This window comes from Crocosphaera watsonii WH 8501 (genome assembly GCF_000167195.1).
GTDB classification, from domain to species: domain Bacteria; phylum Cyanobacteriota; class Cyanobacteriia; order Cyanobacteriales; family Microcystaceae; genus Crocosphaera; species Crocosphaera watsonii.
In genome coordinates this window covers 1-17,725 of record NZ_AADV02000073.1, presented here as the reverse complement: position 1 = coordinate 17,725, position 17,725 = coordinate 1, and the positions used below count along the sequence as shown (strand labels likewise).

Sequence of the window (17,725 nt, the reverse complement as noted above, 5' to 3'; positions counted from 1 at the left end):
TTTGCCACGTCTTCCCCCCCCAAACAGGGCAATCGCATTAAAATCTGAGATGCGTGATCCAGTAAAGATTTTAGAGTTTCAGTACAAATGAACGGCGATCGCGAAACCTCTTATGCAGTCAGCTTTTCAAAAATTAAATGCGATTGCCCTGCCCCCCCAAACTGTTTTGATGCGCGAGCGTCAACTCCTAAAAGAGAGAAAACAATCCGATTTTATGCTAATAATAATCAGATTGTCCTTAATCGTTTTATAACTTAAATCATGAGCTTTTTAGCAGTTTATGAATCTCATTTTACCAAACATTTAACACAAACACAGTTCGAGGCTTTTAGAATTTTACTGTGGTTGCTGACAGTACATAAACAGGTTAGAATAGAAAGGTTAGCAGCTTGTTTTCCTTTACCAATCCTTTATCAAAGTCGTCGTAAACATATCCAGAGATTCCTAGTTTTGTCAGCTTTAGCCATTCCCAGATTCTGGTTTCCTGTGATTAAAGCTATTATTTGTAAAGAATTTAAGACTGGCTCTTGTCTGATTATAACAATTGACAGAACCCAATGGAAAGATAAAAATGTTTTCATGGTTGCTGTTATCTGGAAAAAGCTGGCTTTACCCATCTATTGGACACTTTTAGGGAAAAGAGGAGCCAGCAGATTATCTGAACAACAGGCATTAATTCAACCTGTTCTTTGTCTTCTAAAAAACTATGAGTTAGTCATTCTTGGAGACCGAGAATTCCACAGTGTTAAATTAGCTTATTGGTTGAAACAAAAAAAGTAAAAAACAAAAGTTATTCTTCGCTTTTCGTCAGAAACAAGGTACAAACCAGAAAAAAGATGATGAAGATTATCAAACTTTTTCGCAGTTAGGAATGAAACCTGGGATGAAGATGTTTTTAACTGGGGTTTCAGTCACTAAAAATAAAGGGTTTGGAAACTTTAATGTGGGAGCATATTGGAAAAGAAAATACAAGGGCAAACAGGAAAAAGAGCCTTGGTTTATTCTTACCAACTTAGACAGTTTATCAGAGGTCTTGAAAGTCTATCGAGCCAGGGCAGGTATTGAAGCTATGTTCAAGGATTGTAAGACAGGGGGTTATAATTTGGAGGGAAGTAAAGCCAATAATAAACGACTAAATTCCTTGATTTTATTAATAGCGATCGCTTACACTGCTACTTCTTTAAAAGGCAAAACATTTCGACAAACCAATCAAGGAAAATATATTGCTCGTCTAACTGAAAAATCAAGACGTGACCGAAGACATAGTAATTTTTGGATAGGACTTTATGGCTCTCTTTGGATTCACGCTTGGGAATTTTGCTCTGATTTTATTTCAATTATGATGAGCAATAATCCCCAGAAACTCAACAATTATAAAAAAGGGTTACAAGCCATGTCCATAATAGATAAGACGGCTTAATTCCCCTATTTTATCTTAACATAAAATAACCAGTGGAAGATGATTTATTTTAGATGTAACTATCCAAAATAAACCAATTTTTATTATTTAATAAAAACTAATATTGCCCAAGGGGTTGATTTTGAGCATCAACCCTGTGGGGGGGAGGACGGTGTAACCCTCCTCCCCCCCACACACACGGCAAGAATGATTATCATTATTGTTTATTCTCAATAAGCCCTCTAGTTTTTGACAATTTATAGAGCGATCGCCACGGCTGAAACCCTCTTTCAATCAGGGTTTTAACGGGCTTGTCACCCCGTGAGGCGCGATAGTTTACTATAGTGATGCCAACAATTGTTAATGTAGAACGGTCAAGAAATTAATTGATATATGATTGACATTGTAGAAGCAGACCTTAGTTTATCTGCTCATGCCGAAGCTCTGATCCAGTTAATGGATCAGTATGCACTTGATCCAATGGGTGGTGGTCAAGGTCTTCCCGATGAGGTGAAGGCCAATCTCCCAAGAGAACTTGCAAAGAGAAAATCAGCCCATGTCATTCTGGCTTTTGTTGATTCTCAACCGGCGGGTCTTGTTGTTTGCTTAGAAGGATTTTCTACCTTTGCTTGCAAGCCATTACTAAATATCCATGATGTCATTGTCGCTTTACCCTACCGTGGACGAGGTTTGTCCAAACTTCTTTTAAACAAAGTTGAGGAAATTGCATACGATTTGGGCTGCTGTAAACTTACTCTAGAAGTGCTTGAAGGAAATCATGTTGCTCAATTAGCATATAAATCTTATGGATTCAACGGCTATGAGCTAAATCCCAAAATGGGCAAAGCATTATTCTGGGAAAAGAAATTAGAATAATTAATAGTTAATAAATTCAGTCCTAGTTGTTATACAGTCAAAGCCTTCCAACTTTTTCCTTTGAAATCATAATTAAATAAAGATGGGTGTAAAATTTCAGCTAATATCTCTGTCGAATCCACTAATCTCTGACTGGGACGATTGAAATAAGCGTTGCCATCAACAATAAAAACTTGACCATTTTTCACAGCTTTCAAGTTTTTCCAGTCTGAATGGTTCCTCAATATTTGTGCTTCTTTTTCGGTACGTTCTAAGTCAAAGCCACAGGGCATGATTACAATCACTTCGGGATTGGCTGCTATCAAATTTTCCCAGGTTATATAAGGGGAATGTTCTCCTTTAGAGCTTAACAGAATTCGCCCTCCAGCAATCTCTACCAGTTCAGGAATCCAGTTTCCTCCACCCATCAATGGCTCAGTCCATTCTAAAGCTACTACTGTAGGTTTGGGATCGATGTTTTCAGTTTTTGTTGTAATTTCTTGGATTCGTTGTTTTAATTTTGCTAAAACTGATTGAGGATCAATATCAAAAGTTTTGGCTACTCGTTCGATGTCAGCGAAGACTTCTTTTAAGAGATTTGGTTGCAATGAAATAACTTGCGGCTTAGAGTTAGTTAATTGAGAGATCGCCTCAGTTACAGTAGCAAAGTTAACAGCACAAACGTCACATTGATCTTGTGTAACGATATGAGTTGGTTGAAGTTTTTGGAGAGTTTCAAGCTCAATATTATAAATACTCAAAGCTTGTTGCAAAAGCGTCATTACATCTTGATCTATTTCACCACTACTACGGGTAATATCAAGTCTGGCAGTGGTACAAATCGGTAAATCACGAACATAGGATGGATAATCACATTCGTGAGAACGTCCCACAAGAGCATCCGTCAAACCCAAACAGTCAATGATCTCTGTAGCAGAAGGAAGTAAAGAAACAATTTTGGGGGAAACTTGAATAGTCATCGATTAAAGCCTCTCGTTTTATTATTGAACTTACCCTAAATCCTTATTTTTAGTTCGCACTCGCTCATAAAATTCTTCCATAACTTCTAGGAAAGAATTGTCCCTACCCCAAAACGGGGGATAATCTCCTCCCTTTTTGACTGAAATAGCAGCAATACTACTCTCAGAAGAAGTTTCAACTGTTTTAGGTAAAGGTTTACTGCCTAACCAATAATCTTGAACAGAATTTAGTTGAGGAAGGGAAATTTTTTGAGGTTTAGTGTAATAGTAACCTACTGGTTGAGGGGCAAGAGGTTGAGATTTTAGAGACTCCCCCAAAGCACTACCTAAAGGGGATTTTTCTAATTCCATTTGTAAAGCTTGACGAGTCATTCCCCTTAATTCAAAAAGTAAAAAAGGATCTTGATCTAATTCAGCAGCAATCAAATAATAAACCCCTGCAATATGTTTACAAGGATTTGAATAATCGGGACAGGAACAAGTGGTGCTAAAGTCTTTCCTATGGGGAAGTAAATGTAATTTAAACGGTCGAAAAGCCTCCTCAATATTATCAGGTACTTCATTCATTAATAATTTAGAAACCCAACTAGCTTTTGAGCCAATAGTCGCAATAACTTTAGACCAATCACTCTTAGAAATGGTCTGAATTTCTATTTGAGTATTATATAACGGTTCTTTATAAACCCCAAAGTAAGGATTAACAGAACCCCTCACTTTAGCTGTAATTTTCCCATCTTTAATTTTATAACTTTTAATTTTTCCATTACGAGCATAAGAACGACCTCGCGCTAATCGGTTAGACTCCGTAAAGGTTTCTAAAGCCTCGATAAAACGTTTTCCCCACCAAGTTTGACTGAATTGTGTCATAGCGATTTAAGAAAGAAAAAATAAGTAGATGTGTGAAAATTAACTTAAAGTACAAGGGAGGAATCTCTGAGTCAGAAGAAAAAGGATGATTTTTATGTCTATTCCCTGTCCCCTGTTTCCTTCCCACTACCATTTTATAATATTTTTTGCCGGTTACTTAATAAGCAACTAAAGAACAGTTTGTTTATTTAAGCTAATTAATTCTTTAAACGTCTCATTATCTAACTCTGTTAACCAAGACTCATCACTTCCCACAATAGCAGATGCCATCTTTTTCTTATCTTCTATCATTACATCAATGCGTTCTTCAATAGTTCCTAATGTAACAAATTTATGGACAAAAACATTTTTCTTTTGGCCAATTCTAAAGGCTCTATCCGTAGCTTGTTCTTCCACCGCCGGATTCCACCAACGATCAAAATGAAAGACATGATTGGCTTTGGTTAAAGTAATACCAACCCCACCAGCTTTCAAGGATAAAATAAAAGCAGATGGTGGCGTATCTTGGTCTTGAAATTGAGTAATCATTTGTTGTCTTTTCTGACGATTCGTTCCCCCATGAATATAATAAGTATTATAGTAAAGAGTCTGTTTTAAATAAGTTTTTAAGGCTTCTCCTATTTCTGTAAATTGAGTAAAAATCAAGAAACTATCTCCTTCTGCTATCACTTCTTCTAGCATTTCTCCTAATCGTTCTAACTTATGAGAACGATTAGGAATAAAATCACTATTATCCTGTAAAAATTGTCGAGGGTGATTACAAATTTGTTTGAGTCTTAACAATGTAGATAGAATTAACCCTTTACGCTGAATTCCTTCTGTATCTTCTAGTTTTTCTAAGACATCTTTAACAACCGCTTCATATAAAGATGCTTGTTCTTTTGTTAAGTTACAATACTGTTTATGTTCAACTTTATCGGGTAAATCTTTAATAATCTGTTGATCGGTTTTCAGGCGGCGTAAAATAAAAGGCTGCACCAGTTTTTTGAGAATAACTGACTGGTTTTGATTATTCTCTTTCTGAATGGGTAACTCAAACACTTTACGAAAATGGGTTTCTTTTCCTAAATAACCTGGATTAAGAAAATTAAAGATTGACCATAAATCTAACAGACGATTTTCCACAGGAGTCCCTGTTAAAGCTAAACGAAAATGAGACTGAAGTTTGAGAATCGCTTTTGTTTGAGCAGCTTTAGGATTTTTAATATTTTGAGCTTCATCAAGCACAATTCTATGCCAGGTCAAAGATTGAAATAGTTTTGCATCTTTTCTCGCTAAAGTGAAGGACGTAATTACCACATCTTGTTTCAAACTTTCTTGTTCAAATTTATCTAATTTCTTAACCCTTACACTACCATGATGCACCATTACTTTTAACTGCGGAGCAAATTTTTCAATTTCTTTTTGCCAATTTCCCACTACAGAAGTCGGGGCAATTAATAAGGTGGGATTAACCTTAGTTTCTCTTTCTCTTTCTGTGACTAATCGAGCAATTACTTGTACGGTTTTTCCTAACCCCATATCATCGGCTAAACAGCCATTTAAACCTAATTGTTCTAGATATTGAATCCAAGAAACTCCTCGTTTTTGATATTCTCTTAAAGTTCCTTGAAACTGACGAGGATTGTCGATGACTGTCAGAGAACTTGGTGACGTTAATTGCTTCATCATCACGTTTAAATCTTCATCCAACTCTACCTCAAACTCCTCGGTCATTTCGCTAGATTTGTGTAGGAGTTCAAAGATAGTTAACTGAGTGTCAGATTGTTGATTTTTTTGCCAAAATTCTAACATCTGCTGCATTTTTTCAGGGTTCAATTCCATCCACTGTCCCCGAAATTTAATTAGAGGGGTTTTAGCTAATACTAATTGTTCCCATTCTTTGGGGCTAAGGGGTTGATCTCCAATGGACAATTCGTATTTATATTGAATAATGGTATCTAGTTGAAAATAACCTTTTCCAGAAGAAGAGGCTGCTGATTTTTTCTCTCTCGCTGTAGCTCTCAAACGTAATTTCGCCCGTTGACGACCACTTGGAGTCCACCAGGAAGGGACAATTACTTTGTACCCGGCATCTTCTAATACCCACGCCTGTTCTTTCAGAAAATCGAATGCTTCATTATTGGTTAAAGAAAACCCCAAGGGTTGGTCAGTTTCTAATCCTTGCCAAATGGGGGGATAAATTCGTGCTGCATACCCTAAATTGAGCAATACTTCTCTCTCAAAGCCTTGTCCAAATTGTTGTTGAATCTTTTTTTGTTGGGGACGACTGCTTTGCCAATAATCTTCTAACTCAACTTTAAAAGAAGGATCTGTTTTTAAGGTTGTGACAAATTTTACTTGCCAATAATCAGGTTGGGATTCTTCGGCTTCTATCAATTGAAAACATAAGTTAAAGGAAGTATTTTGTTCAGCTTGGGTTAATTTATGTCGCCATTGTTGCCATTTATGATAATGTTCTAAGCCCTCAGTTTCTATCCAAGGTTTGTTATTTGAGGAAACATTTAAACAATCTTCAAGCAGTTTCACATCTTTAAATTTTTTAGCGAATGTAGCTGTAATGGGTGTATTGTTAACAATTTCATTGAGAAGGTTCTCAGAAAAATGTCGAAGTAATGTTTCTTTTTCATAAAATTTGAGGGTTTCATCCCGTTCATTTATCCCTGAAACACAAGCTAAAGGCATATAATCAGTAGATTGCTTAATTAACTGTTCATAAGTTTGACTAATAAATTCAAAACTCGGATATATTTCAAAGTCTTTCTTTTTTTTCTTGCCTTTACTTATTCTGTTTTCTCTATATTTCAAAGAAGGAATATATTGGTCTTTGATAATAATTTGTTTCAGATGTTGGCTGTAGTGATACCAAAATAGTAAATCGGCTCCCAATTGAATTTCATTAGACTGATATTGGCATAAAAAATGTAAATCATTCAGACTTTTGATAACTGTTGTTAGAGGATAACAGTCTATTTCCCATAGTTTCCACTCTAAGGCTTCTGAGACATCTTCTTCTAGATAACGTGCTAATTCAATAGACGGTAAAGGACTGTCTGGGGTACTGGGTAAGATGAAATATTTTGTTTCAGTGGATGGTTTATTATTAGTATTGTTTTTCCCAAAACCTAACTGTTGGTCAAAGAAGGTTTGTAATTCATCACTAAGTAATTGTCTAGGATGTCTATGTTGTTTTGTTTTTCTGCGTCCTTTTAAGAGACTATCCATTTCTACCCATAAGAAAAAACGGCCACCGTTCTTAAAATCATTTTTAGTTTGGGGAATCCAGGTTCCATGAAGAATTTTCATTGTGTTTCTTCTCTTCTTTCTAACCTTAGTTTTCCAATGGACAATTGAAGAATTTACTTTCAAGTCTTTCCATTTAGACAAGGGAGCATCCAAGCTTTTTAGGGAAAAACTCGGCCAAATAAGATTTTTCAGACCTCTTCTCAGAAGATAATGTCATTATCTATCGTCCATTCTGAAAACCAACTCTTCCATCAAGTTCCTTAATCATAAGACAAGGAAACTATATTATCAATATGGTTGTCATAGAATTATTAATAAATGTTAGAATCAAGGCGAATTTTATGTGGGTCAAACTTAATCAAAATTTTCTCGTCAGTATAGTATAATAGTATTGATTGTCTAAAGACTAATAAATGTTTGACTCCACCTGTCGTTTCATTGCGGCAAACTTTGCACAAGACATGGCCACATGGCTGCTTGGAAAACCCATCAACTTAACAGAACTGAAACCCTCCGAACTCTCTTTAGAACCGATTAGGGCTGATAGTTTAATATTTCTTCAGTCAGAGGAATTGGTACTGCACATTGAGTTCCAAACAGACCCTAAAGAAGATATTCCCTTCAGGATGCTCGATTATCGGCTGAGGGTTCATCGCCGTTATCCGAACAAAGAAATGCACCAAGTGGTCATTTACTTGAGGAAATCCAACTCAGAATTAGTACAACAAACGGTATTTGAATTGCCACAAACACGACATCATTTTAACGTTATTCGGCTTTGGGAAGTGGATCACTCTGAGTTGCTAGACAAACCTGGGGTCTGGCCGTTTGCTGTATTGGGGAAAGGTGGCGATAATGAAGCTGTGCTTAGGGATGTGGCTAACCGCATTGACAATATCAGTGATCAAACAGAGCAAAGTAATTTAGGTTCTACCAAACCTGTCATGTAAAACTATTAAAAAAGTCAAAGTTGATGCAGAAATTTCGGCTAATTTTTCCAATAGAAAGGGTTAAATAGGAATTTTCATGTGTTATCTAACTCTTTTTTCGGCTTTTCCCCTTGTCCGGGTGATGGCTTCTTACCGTCATTTTCGTGGCTTTTTTTTGATGATTTCTCTGAGGGCTTCTCTGCCCCCTTCCCTGGAACATCTTTGATTGGCTTTGTGTACCAAGGAATCTTTTTAGTTGGCGGTTCTAAATCCTCCGAGAAACCAAAAGAATCCCGTGACGGAATAAACTTAAACAACCCCTGAACAAACCAACGAGGGGGTAAATCTTCTTTAGCAATCTTTGGATTAAACCGAAACGGTGCAGCTTCATCGTCCCTTCTCATTAATATCGGGATATGTGTCGCTTTAAATTTACCTTTGGGATCTTCTGCCCCTTTGTTACGATACACCGAAATAACGGGGGTTCTAACCTGTGGCACAAATTGCCAGATGCCTTTGAGGCGAAACTGTCCGGGTGCTTCATCCCAAGGATTTTCTGCTTCCCATGCTGCCACTTGAAAATAGATTTTCGGGGGTTTACGGGGAATCATCAAGCACTTAGGATAAACCCGCAAAAATAAGGTTTGGTCAGGTTTAGCTGCCATTTGCTTTAACCAAGCTTGATAACGATAACCAGCAAAGAATAAACCATAACGCTTGCCCCCTAATCTGATAAAAAACTGCCCAGGGTTCTCTTTGTCTTCCTCTGGTTTACCTTTAATGGTACCGATCGCCTGAAAGATGGGCTTATCGATATCAGCGTCGGGATCGTCGGTGGACTGATCCCCTGTACCAGTGCTGTTTTCAGAGTTAGTCTCCGCTTTGTCCTCTGTTTTCCCGTTGAGTTCAGACGTGGCCTGATCCCCCGTTTCTTCCCTCTGTTCTTTGCTAGTCTTCTTTTGAGTAACTTCCGCTTCTGTTAATGGTACGGCTTGTTTAACCTTAGTCTTTGTCTTGCTATTCTCAATGGTTTTTGAAGTGTCTACCTCTGTATTCACCGACGGACTGTTCGTTTCAGTTGGGGCTGTGGCTTTCTTTTTTAGGGTTCGGATTTGGGGTTTGGGGGACATTTCTTAATATTTATTAATACTTACTTTTCGACAAATTCTTGATATGATGTAGGGATTAGTTTATTAATAGTGGACAGAGTTAAGTTTATTTGTCCTAATTATTTTAACCCAAAATATAATAATAATCAATGCCTTCATCTTCACCCTATCCTAGTAACTGGAAAGAAATCAGTTTAGAACTGAAGAAAAAAGCCAATTGGACTTGTCAGAAATGTGGAAGAAAATGTATTGAACCTGGACAGAAAGTCCCCCAAGACTGGACAGTTTCTAAGCGAATGGCTTATACGTTACAAACTCATCATTGGGATAGAGATCCCAGTAATTCATCGGAAGACAACTTAATCTGTGTCTGTACTGGGTGTCACCTTGATTTACATCGGGGTTACAGAGGGAGACTTAGTAATGTTTCTGAGGGTCAGTTATCATTGTTTCCCTAAATTTTTAGTTATTAATTCAGGAAATGTCACCCTAAATTACAAAGTGCCACTTCCATTATAACTCTATTGGACTTTGGACAAAAAAAGTTTGTTAGCGTATATTTTACGCTAAACTAAAATCCCAAAATATCGGCTCTGTATCAGTCAATAAAATTGGCTGACAAATAGGGCTAATCTATAGATTCTGAGGAAAACTAAGGAGCTTTTAAGTTTTCAGTTGATTTTTTGCTCCCTTTCTTGATAACATCATGACGAGTTCGTGGGGCTTTTTTGTAACCTTTAATACGTCCGGAAGAAAAACCTCGACGTTTGGGAAATTTGGCGAAAGTCCCCAAGGTCGTAATTATTCTTGAAAAGTCTCTTTGAACTAGACTAGGGGTGATTTTGATGGATTTATTAGTCTTCAAATACTGTTCCCAATCACGGGGTAAAACCACAGCTAATTTTCTGGCAGCCCACAAATTTACATAAGAAAGAAGTGTTAGTTTAAACCAATTTTCTTCATGATGTACATCGGGAGTTAAATAAGATGTCATCAATAATCTTTGTTTACCAAATCGAAAAAGATGTTCCATGTCATAACGTTGTCGATAACACTGATAACAATCAACTAAACTTAACTCATCGCGCCGAGAACCAATAACAATAAGCCACATAGGTTTCCAAATACTATTTCTTTCTTGATCTCTGACAACAATCTGGAGTAAAGTAAAGGGGTGATTGTTCATTTTATAGTTTTTAGTTCCTCTCATTAACATCTGTTTCCATCCCGAAATAGTCACTGTTAATTGACGACCTTTTTTCGTTGTAAAGGGAACATGATGACTTCATCAGTTCAGTCCAAGTTTGGTCATCTTTAAGGTCAGATTTATCCCCATACCAACGGGGATGTCCCGAAGTTTTGGCTTGATTTGGGTCCCGAATAAATTGACGATAAAAAACTCGGTCACTTCTAACTCTTGTAATAGTAACTACGTCTTCATGCTTAACTTGTTCCCCAATAAAATCCTTTTGGCTGTAGTCACTATCAGCCACTAAGACAGATAATTTATCAGAAAATAAAGAACTTTGCCAGATTTTTTTTAGTTGTTGATTGCCTTGATTTACTCCTTTATGTTTAGAGGGGACTCGCTCTCCTGATAAGGGGACAGCCCAAGGGACTTTTTCTGTGTCTATTTGGTCAGGTAAAGCGCAGACAACGGAATAACAATGTCCAATATTAATGGGTTTATTTCCCTTAATTGGATTGGGGTAATGAATAAAGGTTTTATCCGCTAACGTTTCGGCAAACCGTCGTGGACAGGGAGTTCTGTCAATACCAAATAAGTTATAATGTTTTGAAGTGGGAGGAATTGTTCTCGATACCGCTGAAAATAAAGTCTCAATTCTCTGTTCATAATTAGGGTCAGTTTGAGTGGGTAAAAACTCTTGAATTCCTCTATATAAACTGTTATAATCTCTTCTAAATAAAGGATTGAGAGACAATTCAACGACTGAGTGAGCTTGTTGGTTACTGGAGAGGGCATCGAGTAATTCTATAATAGTTTCTTTTCTAGCTTTTAGTCCTTGGAAGAGGTTAGACCTCCACACCAGGAATTCCTCGACAGACGTAGCCGTTTCATTTTTGGTCATTTTTAAAATTTATTACCTTATTAATTAGCGGAATATATACGCTAACATCAAAAGAGGTTGTTTGTTACAGTTAAGGCTAATGTCATCACATTCCGAACTTAAGACCAGTCAAGATGTCCACCTGAGAGCCAAACAAATTAAGAGTCTAATTCGCTCTCTTAAACAGAAAATAAAGAAAATTGAACGGGAAGGGGAAGTAGCACCAGCTAATTGTCATATTATTCGTTATCAGGTTAATCGAAAGGGAACAATCTACTGGTATTATAAACTACAGGCTGCTGAATCAATTTTTCCTATGGCCACTAATAATGAGAAAAAAACCAAATATAAATATTTAGGACGAGCCGGAAGTTCTGCTCATATTGATGCTGTAGAAAAACTCACTAGAAGAAATCTCATTGATGAATTAGAACGAGTCATTCAATCTCTAACTGAAAGCTACTTAGATATCTATATTGGAACCGAAACTGAATGAAGCTATTTAATATTTAAAATCCCCTAAAAAGATGGAAAGAGAGTTTTTAAAATCACCTTAATTCTCTATTTTAGCTCTGGAGATATGTTTAGCGTAAAATTTACGCTAACAATTGTTTTTTATCCAAAGTCCAATCAAAAGACTTTAGGTAAAAACAAAGTTATTAGCATCTAAAATACTAGTGCAGCTTGGCGAAAGTAATCCACCAGATTTTTACAGAAACTTTCGTGACTAGCCACGACAATGTGTTTCAATGAAACTAACGGAAGAATCTCGAAGTTGATGTCCATGATAAAAGCATTGCCAATTAACCTCTCCAACCTACAGAAAACAGTACTCCAACAAATAGTGAGAGGGACAACAAACCCCTATCGCCTTGTTAGACGAGCCAAGCTAATCTTAGCCGCAGCATCAGGAGAGAGCAATAGTTCTATTAGTCGAAGATTAGAATTAGACCGAGTACAAGTGCGTCAGTGGCGATCGCGATGGTTTGAGGAGAGAGAAAAACTGAGTGCCGCCGAAGAACAACAGGTAACGGAGAAAGCATTAATGGTCTTGATCAAAGGAATTTTTAGCGATCGCCCAAGACCTGGAACAACAAAATCCTTTACGGTCGAACAAGTAGTCCAGATTGTAGCGATCGCTTGTGAAGAATGTGAAAAATCAGACAGACCAGTGAGCCATTGGACACCTTCAGAGTTGGCGGATGAAGCCATAAAAAGAGGAATTGTCGAAAAGATTTCCCCCCGTAGTGTGGGGCGTTTTTTAAAAAGAAGCGACATTACAACCACATCTCGTTCGTTACTGGTTAAATGCCAAAATTGATGATCCCTTAAAATTTAAAAAGCAAGTCAAATATATCTGTGAACTTCATCAAGAAGCTAAAACTTTGTTAGAACAAGGAATTCATTTAATTAGTACAGATGAAATGACAGGGATTCAAGCTCTTGAGAGATTATTTCCGAACAAAAGAATCAAGCCTAAACAAGTAGAAAAAATCGAATTTGAATATGAAAGACACGGAACTTTAAGCTTGATTGCGAACTGGGATGTGGCAAGAGGAAAAGTTGTTAGTCCCTCTATTGGACCGACAAGAACAGAACAAGATTTTTCTGAACATATCCAGAGAACGATTAAGATTGATGAAAAAGCAGAATGGATTTTTATTGTAGATAAACTCAACACTCATAAATCGGAAAGCTTAGTCAAATTAGTAGCAGAAAGCTGTGGAATTACTATTGATTTGGGGAGAAAAGGAAAGGAGGGGATTTTGCAATCTATGGACAGCAGAGCAGATTTTTTATCAGATGAATCTCATCGAATTCGCTTTGTTTATATTCCCAAACATACATCGTGACTTAATCAAATTGAGTGTTGGTTTTCGATCTTAGTCCGGCGTTTACTCAAAAGAATTACTGTCCGTTCAACTGAAGAACTATCCCAAAAAATTCTCAATTTTATTGATTACTTTAATCAACATTTTGCTAAGCCGTTCGTTTGGAAATTTAAGGGCTTTAAAGATCATAAGTGACTGGTAGATTATTTTTGCTAAGCTGCACTAGATAGTTCCTTTAATATTCTTTGAGTGATTAACCCATCAGGCCCGTCGTCTCTTTCTTTTCCCTCTGCATCAACAGCGAGCAGAAAGTATTTCAAGTCAGTTCCCGGTACTTTTCTAATTGGCATCAGTAAAATCCTTGGTGTGGTAAACAGCAATTCTCAGTAGATAGACAAGTCTTCTGAACAGTTGATTTGTTCAGGCTTTGAAGAAAATCACCGATTATCTTCTAACTCTTGATCTATAAACTTTCTAGGTAATGTTGTTTGAGTTTAGCGATCGCCTATATTCTTTAGTGCGATTACTAAAGCTAACACAATAGCACTACAAAAAATAGTTAGGAGATATATACTTTTGTAAAAGGGAACAGGTAAAAGGGAACAAGGAAAACGTCCTAAACAAAATACGTAGTGCATGATTGCAAGCTTAACGAAAGCTCACCTATGAGCTAAATCATACAGTGATCGCAGCCACAGAGCAACCTTTTATTGATCTTTTTTCCTCCTCATCAACAAACTTAATAAACCTAACCCGATCAACCCCATAATTCCAGCAAGAGGATTATTATCAATACCTGTAACCAGTGTAGAAACTTGACCAGTATAATCAACGATTTTACCAACATTAATGATGTAATATCCCCAAACTAAACCCCCATGCAGTCCAATACATATCCCCAAACGGTTACTATGTCCTATTTTTGCCCAAACTAAAGTAACCCCCAATAAAAACAAGGCCGGAAATTGAGGAAATGTCCTGATAACTTCTCCGATAGGTCTAATAAAGTGTAAGATAGCAAAAATAAGTCCGTTGGTAACAACAACAATGTTGCGAGAATAACCCTTTTTCAGTTCTTCTAATAACCATCCCCGAAAAACTAATTCTTCTGCCAACCCAAGACCCAAGGCACTCAATAGACCTTCAAAAATAATCCGAGTAAAATTAGCCCCAGGTTGAACAAATTTAACCCAGCCAAAAATTGCTTCAATAATAAACAGTCCAAAGGTAAAAAACAAACCCAAACTCAAACCATTAAGTAACTCAATTCCATTTTTTCTGGTAAATACTAAACCATAATCTCGCCACCAAAATTTAATTTTATAAACCTTCTTATTCCAAACAAATAACAACCCAATAAACTCTAAATATAAGATTGCCATAGTAACAATAGTTGTTAAATTAGGATCATCTTGTAAGAGTAAATAAAGAGGAATGGCAATAGGAAGCCATAAAATCAAGAGAAAAATTATAAAAATTCCCAGTCTTAGAGGTACTGGGTAATTAGCAATTATGGTAAGATTAAGTTTCAAGGATTCAAGATTTTACTCAAGTTGTCATTAATAATAATTGTAGAAAAAAATCAAATAAGTGTTCCCAATTTTTGAGATTTTAATTGTATTATTCGTCCGGTTCGATAGTGCTGGTTAAACCATGATTTTTCAACGTTTCCGAGTAAAATTCAGCCGGCTCTAAAGCACAAGTAATAACCAAAGCTGTACCATTACTATGAGCTTCCATCATGATATCAACCGCTTGGGGTTGAGTAATACTTGGTACAGTCTGCATCAAGGTCTGCACCACATATTCCATAGAATTGAAGTCATCGTTATGCAGCAAAACTCGGTAGCGAGGGGCTGGTTTCCGCACCGTAGAAGTGGATGAAGACGGTTTTTCGATTACATCTGTTGTCATTACGCTAGATATTCTTTCTGTTTTGGATCATGTTACCAAAAAATTGATTTTTTCTGCTACACGCACATTTTTATATTTTTGTCAATATAAATTCATATGTACTTTAAGACTAAATTAATACAATTGCTCAAAATAGAGTCAAAAAGTGAATTTAAAGCAGTCAAAACACTAAGAGAATAACCAAGTGATTAGGGTTAAAGACTCGTGTTTGTGAAAGAGACATACGTGCTGTAGATGTTCATCGTCGACTATCATACCATAACGTGGGAAACTCGTTGCTTATTGAGAAATATTCTCAGTATTAGGAAAGCTTGAAATTTTGAATATTCAAAGTTTACAGTTTATCTATATAATTTTTACTTATATAAAATAAAAACGTTTTCTAGAGAAGCATAAACTAGCATTTTTTAGAATAAGAAATATTAAAATTTTTATGTCTTTTATGTCACCCTAGACAAAATTAGCTACGATAATATGTTTAAGTCTCGTCCCAGTGCCAACGAAATTGATGCAATGTATAATGATGTTATGACAGCTATTGACTCTGCGATCGATAAGATTGTAGACAGTAAGGAAGTAGTCTTAACAGTTGTAAGTCGACTTCTCAGTCAAGCATCTGCAGACTATCAAGATTCAGTTATTATGAATCTTAATTCAAAAAAATACAGAGTGGTAGAACTTCCCGAGTATCAAGATGTTTGGGGTTTTCTTAATATTGAAAACGGTGGGCTACGGTGCGGATAAAAACATCATAAGTTTTTATCAAAATCAAATCCGCACCTAACCCACCCTACGATCTTGGTATATTTAGGGTTTGCTGAATAAAAGCAAAACCCTATTCTTTAAAAGGTTACACCCATATTCGCGATCGCAAAAAAGATCAGCTTTGTCGGCTACAAACCGCTATAATTGGTAGAAACACCTCCCAGTTGTTGCTCAAGAACAAATGTATCGAAAAGAGGAGCAACCTTTACCGCCCCCAGAAAAATTTGAATTACCTTTCGAGGGCAAATTGTCCCCCAATAATCGTTGGGTAATCATGGCAGAGTTGATACCTTGGGATGATTTTGAGGAAGAATATGCTAAACTTTTTTCAGCAGAAAAAGGTGCGCCAGCCAAACTATTTAGAATGGCATTAGGGACATTAATTATTAAGGAAAAATTAGGAACAAGTGATAGATAAACTATAGAACAGATTAGAGAAAATCCCTATCTACAATACTTTATAGGTTTAAATTGTTATCAACAAGAGCCACCACTGGAATCTTCAATGCTAGTTCATTTTAGGAAAAGAATTGATGGAGAATTGATAAACAAAATCAATAAAAAAATAGTAAAAAGAGAAATAGACAAGAGTGATAAAGAAGTAAAAAAAAAGGATTGTCTCCAAGAAAAAGGAGAAAAAATAAAAAATAAAGGTAAACTAATTTTAGATGCGACTTGTGCGCCAGCAGACATCAAATACCCAACGGATTTAGGCATATTAAATCAAGCCAGAATTGAGAAAGAAAGAATAATAGATAATCTTTATAAACCATTAAGAGTAAAATTGAGAAAAAAGCCGAGAACTTCTAGAAAAATTGCTAGAAAGGAATACTTAAAAGTAGCTAAAAAACGAAAAGTATCTTATCAAGAAAGAAGAAAAGCTATCGGGAAACAGTTAAAATACCTTAAGAAAAATTTAGGAAATATAGAAGACTTAATTCAAGCTGGGGCTTCCCTGGAAAATCTGAGTAAAAGACAGAAAAATTGTCTAGAGACTATCAAAAAAGTTTATGAACAACAACAGTCAATGTGGGAGAATAAGACCCAGAGTGTTCCTCAAAGAATTGTAAGTTTAACTCAACCGCATATTCGTCCAATAGTGAGGGGAAAAGTAGGAAAACCAATAGAGTTTGGAGCTAAACTCTCAGTAAGCTGTGTAGATAACTATGTGTTTCTATACAAAATAAGTTTGGAAAACTTCAATGAATCTTGTCATTTAAAAGAACAAGTAGAAAAGTATAAAGAAACGTTTGGCTATTATCCCGAATCCGTCCATGTAGATAAAATTTATCGAACTAGGGAAAACAGAAATTGGTGTAAGGAAAGAGGGATAAGAATCAGTGGTCCGAAGTTAAGAAGACCTCCGAAAAATGTCAGTGAAGAAGAAAAGAAACAAGCCCACTCCGATGAATGCTTCCGTAATGCTATTGAGGGAAAGTTTGGACAAGCTAAACGAAGATTTAGCCTAAATCTCGTGATGACAAAACTCCCTGAAACCTCCATTACATCCATTGCTATTACATTTTTAGTTGTCAATCTTTCTAAACTTCTGAGGCAGTTTTTGTCGCTTTTTTTGTCCTTATTTACCAATAATAGAACAGGAGAACTCATCAAACCGCCTTTCATTAATTTTGATTATACTTTAAACAATTTTCATGTACTAAAACTTATTGATTTGTCAGAAAATTCTTGGTCAAAAGTGGCATAAATTTTGGAGAAACTTTTTCAGCAAACCCTAATAAAAAGAGTGATCCCGGGCC

General features: G+C 36.3%; 12 protein-coding genes and 5 pseudogenes. 9 read left to right on the top strand and 8 right to left on the bottom strand.

Going from position 1 to position 17,725, the window contains the following annotated elements; all coding sequences use genetic code 11:
* Window positions 1-261: 261 nt before the first annotated feature.
* Both CWATDRAFT_RS41455 and CWATDRAFT_RS20860 read left to right on the top strand, forming a co-directional pair.
* Window positions 262-1,420 (top strand): annotated as a pseudogene (locus CWATDRAFT_RS41455) (IS4 family transposase).
* Between the two features lie 372 nt (window positions 1,421-1,792).
* On the top strand, window positions 1,793-2,275 hold the full coding sequence (locus CWATDRAFT_RS20860) for a GNAT family N-acetyltransferase (RefSeq protein WP_007306890.1): 483 nt from the start codon (window positions 1,793-1,795) through the stop codon (window positions 2,273-2,275).
* Window positions 2,276-2,304: 29 nt separating this feature from the next.
* Here the strand turns inward: CWATDRAFT_RS20860 and CWATDRAFT_RS20855 are convergent, their stop codons facing one another.
* From CWATDRAFT_RS20855 to CWATDRAFT_RS20845, 3 genes are all read right to left on the bottom strand, one after another.
* Window positions 2,305-3,234: a cobalamin-binding protein gene (locus CWATDRAFT_RS20855; protein WP_007306887.1), complete on the bottom strand. Its 930-nt coding sequence runs from the start codon at window positions 3,232-3,234 to the stop codon at window positions 2,305-2,307.
* Window positions 3,235-3,264: 30 nt separating this feature from the next.
* A complete protein-coding gene (locus CWATDRAFT_RS20850; protein ID WP_007306886.1) occupies window positions 3,265-4,101 on the bottom strand; it encodes an SWIM zinc finger family protein in 837 nt (278 codons plus the stop codon).
* Between the two features lie 168 nt (window positions 4,102-4,269).
* On the bottom strand, window positions 4,270-7,407 hold the full coding sequence (locus tag CWATDRAFT_RS20845; RefSeq protein ID WP_007306885.1) for a DEAD/DEAH box helicase: 3,138 nt from the start codon (window positions 7,405-7,407) through the stop codon (window positions 4,270-4,272).
* 353 nt (window positions 7,408-7,760) lie between these two features.
* Between CWATDRAFT_RS20845 and CWATDRAFT_RS20840 the strand changes: the two are divergent.
* Window positions 7,761-8,294: pseudogene (locus CWATDRAFT_RS20840) on the top strand (Rpn family recombination-promoting nuclease/putative transposase); the annotation flags it as partial.
* Between the two features lie 77 nt (window positions 8,295-8,371).
* Here CWATDRAFT_RS20840 and CWATDRAFT_RS20835 read toward each other — a convergent pair.
* A complete protein-coding gene (locus CWATDRAFT_RS20835; protein ID WP_007306884.1) occupies window positions 8,372-9,406 on the bottom strand; it encodes a hypothetical protein in 1,035 nt (344 codons plus the stop codon).
* Between the two features lie 128 nt (window positions 9,407-9,534).
* Here CWATDRAFT_RS20835 and CWATDRAFT_RS20830 point away from each other — a divergent pair, with 128 nt between their 5' ends.
* Window positions 9,535-9,843, top strand: coding sequence for an HNH endonuclease (locus CWATDRAFT_RS20830; RefSeq protein WP_007306892.1), 309 nt, complete (start codon window positions 9,535-9,537; stop codon window positions 9,841-9,843).
* Window positions 9,844-10,037: 194 nt separating this feature from the next.
* On the opposite strand, the pseudogene CWATDRAFT_RS34280 reads toward CWATDRAFT_RS20830, so the two are convergent.
* Window positions 10,038-11,475 (bottom strand): annotated as a pseudogene (locus tag CWATDRAFT_RS34280) (NF041680 family putative transposase).
* A gap of 79 nt (window positions 11,476-11,554) precedes the next feature.
* Between CWATDRAFT_RS34280 and CWATDRAFT_RS20815 the strand changes: the two are divergent.
* The 3 genes and pseudogenes from CWATDRAFT_RS20815 to CWATDRAFT_RS20805 all read left to right on the top strand — a co-directional run bounded on the left by CWATDRAFT_RS20815 (window position 11,555) and on the right by CWATDRAFT_RS20805 (window position 13,481).
* On the top strand, window positions 11,555-11,950 hold the full coding sequence (locus CWATDRAFT_RS20815; RefSeq protein WP_007303423.1) for a hypothetical protein: 396 nt from the start codon (window positions 11,555-11,557) through the stop codon (window positions 11,948-11,950).
* A 243-nt stretch (window positions 11,951-12,193) separates the two neighbouring features.
* Complete coding sequence (locus CWATDRAFT_RS20810; RefSeq protein WP_007306893.1) at window positions 12,194-12,775, top strand: helix-turn-helix domain-containing protein; 582 nt, start codon at window positions 12,194-12,196, stop codon at window positions 12,773-12,775.
* 64 nt (window positions 12,776-12,839) lie between these two features.
* Window positions 12,840-13,481 (top strand): annotated as a pseudogene (locus CWATDRAFT_RS20805) (transposase).
* Between the two features lie 17 nt (window positions 13,482-13,498).
* Here the strand turns inward: CWATDRAFT_RS20805 and CWATDRAFT_RS37480 are convergent.
* The 3 genes from CWATDRAFT_RS37480 to clpS all read right to left on the bottom strand — a co-directional run bounded on the left by CWATDRAFT_RS37480 (window position 13,499) and on the right by clpS (window position 15,200).
* Window positions 13,499-13,636 carry a hypothetical protein gene (locus tag CWATDRAFT_RS37480; protein WP_157134136.1) on the bottom strand — a complete coding sequence of 46 codons (138 nt, stop codon included), beginning with the start codon at window positions 13,634-13,636 and terminating at the stop codon, window positions 13,499-13,501.
* 357 nt (window positions 13,637-13,993) lie between these two features.
* On the bottom strand, window positions 13,994-14,818 hold the full coding sequence (locus CWATDRAFT_RS20800; protein ID WP_007306881.1) for a CPBP family intramembrane glutamic endopeptidase: 825 nt from the start codon (window positions 14,816-14,818) through the stop codon (window positions 13,994-13,996).
* Window positions 14,819-14,906: 88 nt separating this feature from the next.
* Window positions 14,907-15,200, bottom strand: coding sequence for an ATP-dependent Clp protease adapter ClpS (gene clpS / locus CWATDRAFT_RS20795; protein ID WP_007306880.1), 294 nt, complete (start codon window positions 15,198-15,200; stop codon window positions 14,907-14,909).
* 513 nt (window positions 15,201-15,713) lie between these two features.
* On the opposite strand from clpS, the gene CWATDRAFT_RS20790 reads away from it, so the two are divergent.
* Window positions 15,714-15,944: a hypothetical protein gene (locus CWATDRAFT_RS20790; RefSeq protein ID WP_100208700.1), complete on the top strand. Its 231-nt coding sequence runs from the start codon at window positions 15,714-15,716 to the stop codon at window positions 15,942-15,944.
* Window positions 15,945-16,146: 202 nt separating this feature from the next.
* Window positions 16,147-17,673: pseudogene (locus CWATDRAFT_RS34270) on the top strand (IS5-like element ISCwa2 family transposase).
* Window positions 17,674-17,725 lie beyond the last annotated feature (52 nt).

What these genes read in the sequence shown, in the direction of transcription:
- CWATDRAFT_RS20860 (WP_007306890.1), top strand. Translation starts at nt 1,793, where the DNA reads ATGATTGACATTGTAGAAGCAGACCTTAGTTTATCTGCTCATGCCGAA.
- CWATDRAFT_RS20855 (WP_007306887.1), bottom strand. Translation starts at nt 3,234, where the DNA reads ATGACTATTCAAGTTTCCCCCAAAATTGTTTCTTTACTTCCTTCTGCT.
- CWATDRAFT_RS20850 (WP_007306886.1), bottom strand. Translation starts at nt 4,101, where the DNA reads ATGACACAATTCAGTCAAACTTGGTGGGGAAAACGTTTTATCGAGGCT.
- CWATDRAFT_RS20845 (WP_007306885.1), bottom strand. Translation starts at nt 7,407, where the DNA reads ATGAAAATTCTTCATGGAACCTGGATTCCCCAAACTAAAAATGATTTT.
- CWATDRAFT_RS20835 (WP_007306884.1), bottom strand. Translation starts at nt 9,406, where the DNA reads ATGTCCCCCAAACCCCAAATCCGAACCCTAAAAAAGAAAGCCACAGCC.
- CWATDRAFT_RS20830 (WP_007306892.1), top strand. Translation starts at nt 9,535, where the DNA reads ATGCCTTCATCTTCACCCTATCCTAGTAACTGGAAAGAAATCAGTTTA.
- CWATDRAFT_RS20815 (WP_007303423.1), top strand. Translation starts at nt 11,555, where the DNA reads ATGTCATCACATTCCGAACTTAAGACCAGTCAAGATGTCCACCTGAGA.
- CWATDRAFT_RS20810 (WP_007306893.1), top strand. Translation starts at nt 12,194, where the DNA reads ATGTGTTTCAATGAAACTAACGGAAGAATCTCGAAGTTGATGTCCATG.
- CWATDRAFT_RS37480 (WP_157134136.1), bottom strand. Translation starts at nt 13,636, where the DNA reads ATGCCAATTAGAAAAGTACCGGGAACTGACTTGAAATACTTTCTGCTC.
- clpS (WP_007306880.1), bottom strand. Translation starts at nt 15,200, where the DNA reads ATGACAACAGATGTAATCGAAAAACCGTCTTCATCCACTTCTACGGTG.
- CWATDRAFT_RS20790 (WP_100208700.1), top strand. Translation starts at nt 15,714, where the DNA reads ATGTATAATGATGTTATGACAGCTATTGACTCTGCGATCGATAAGATT.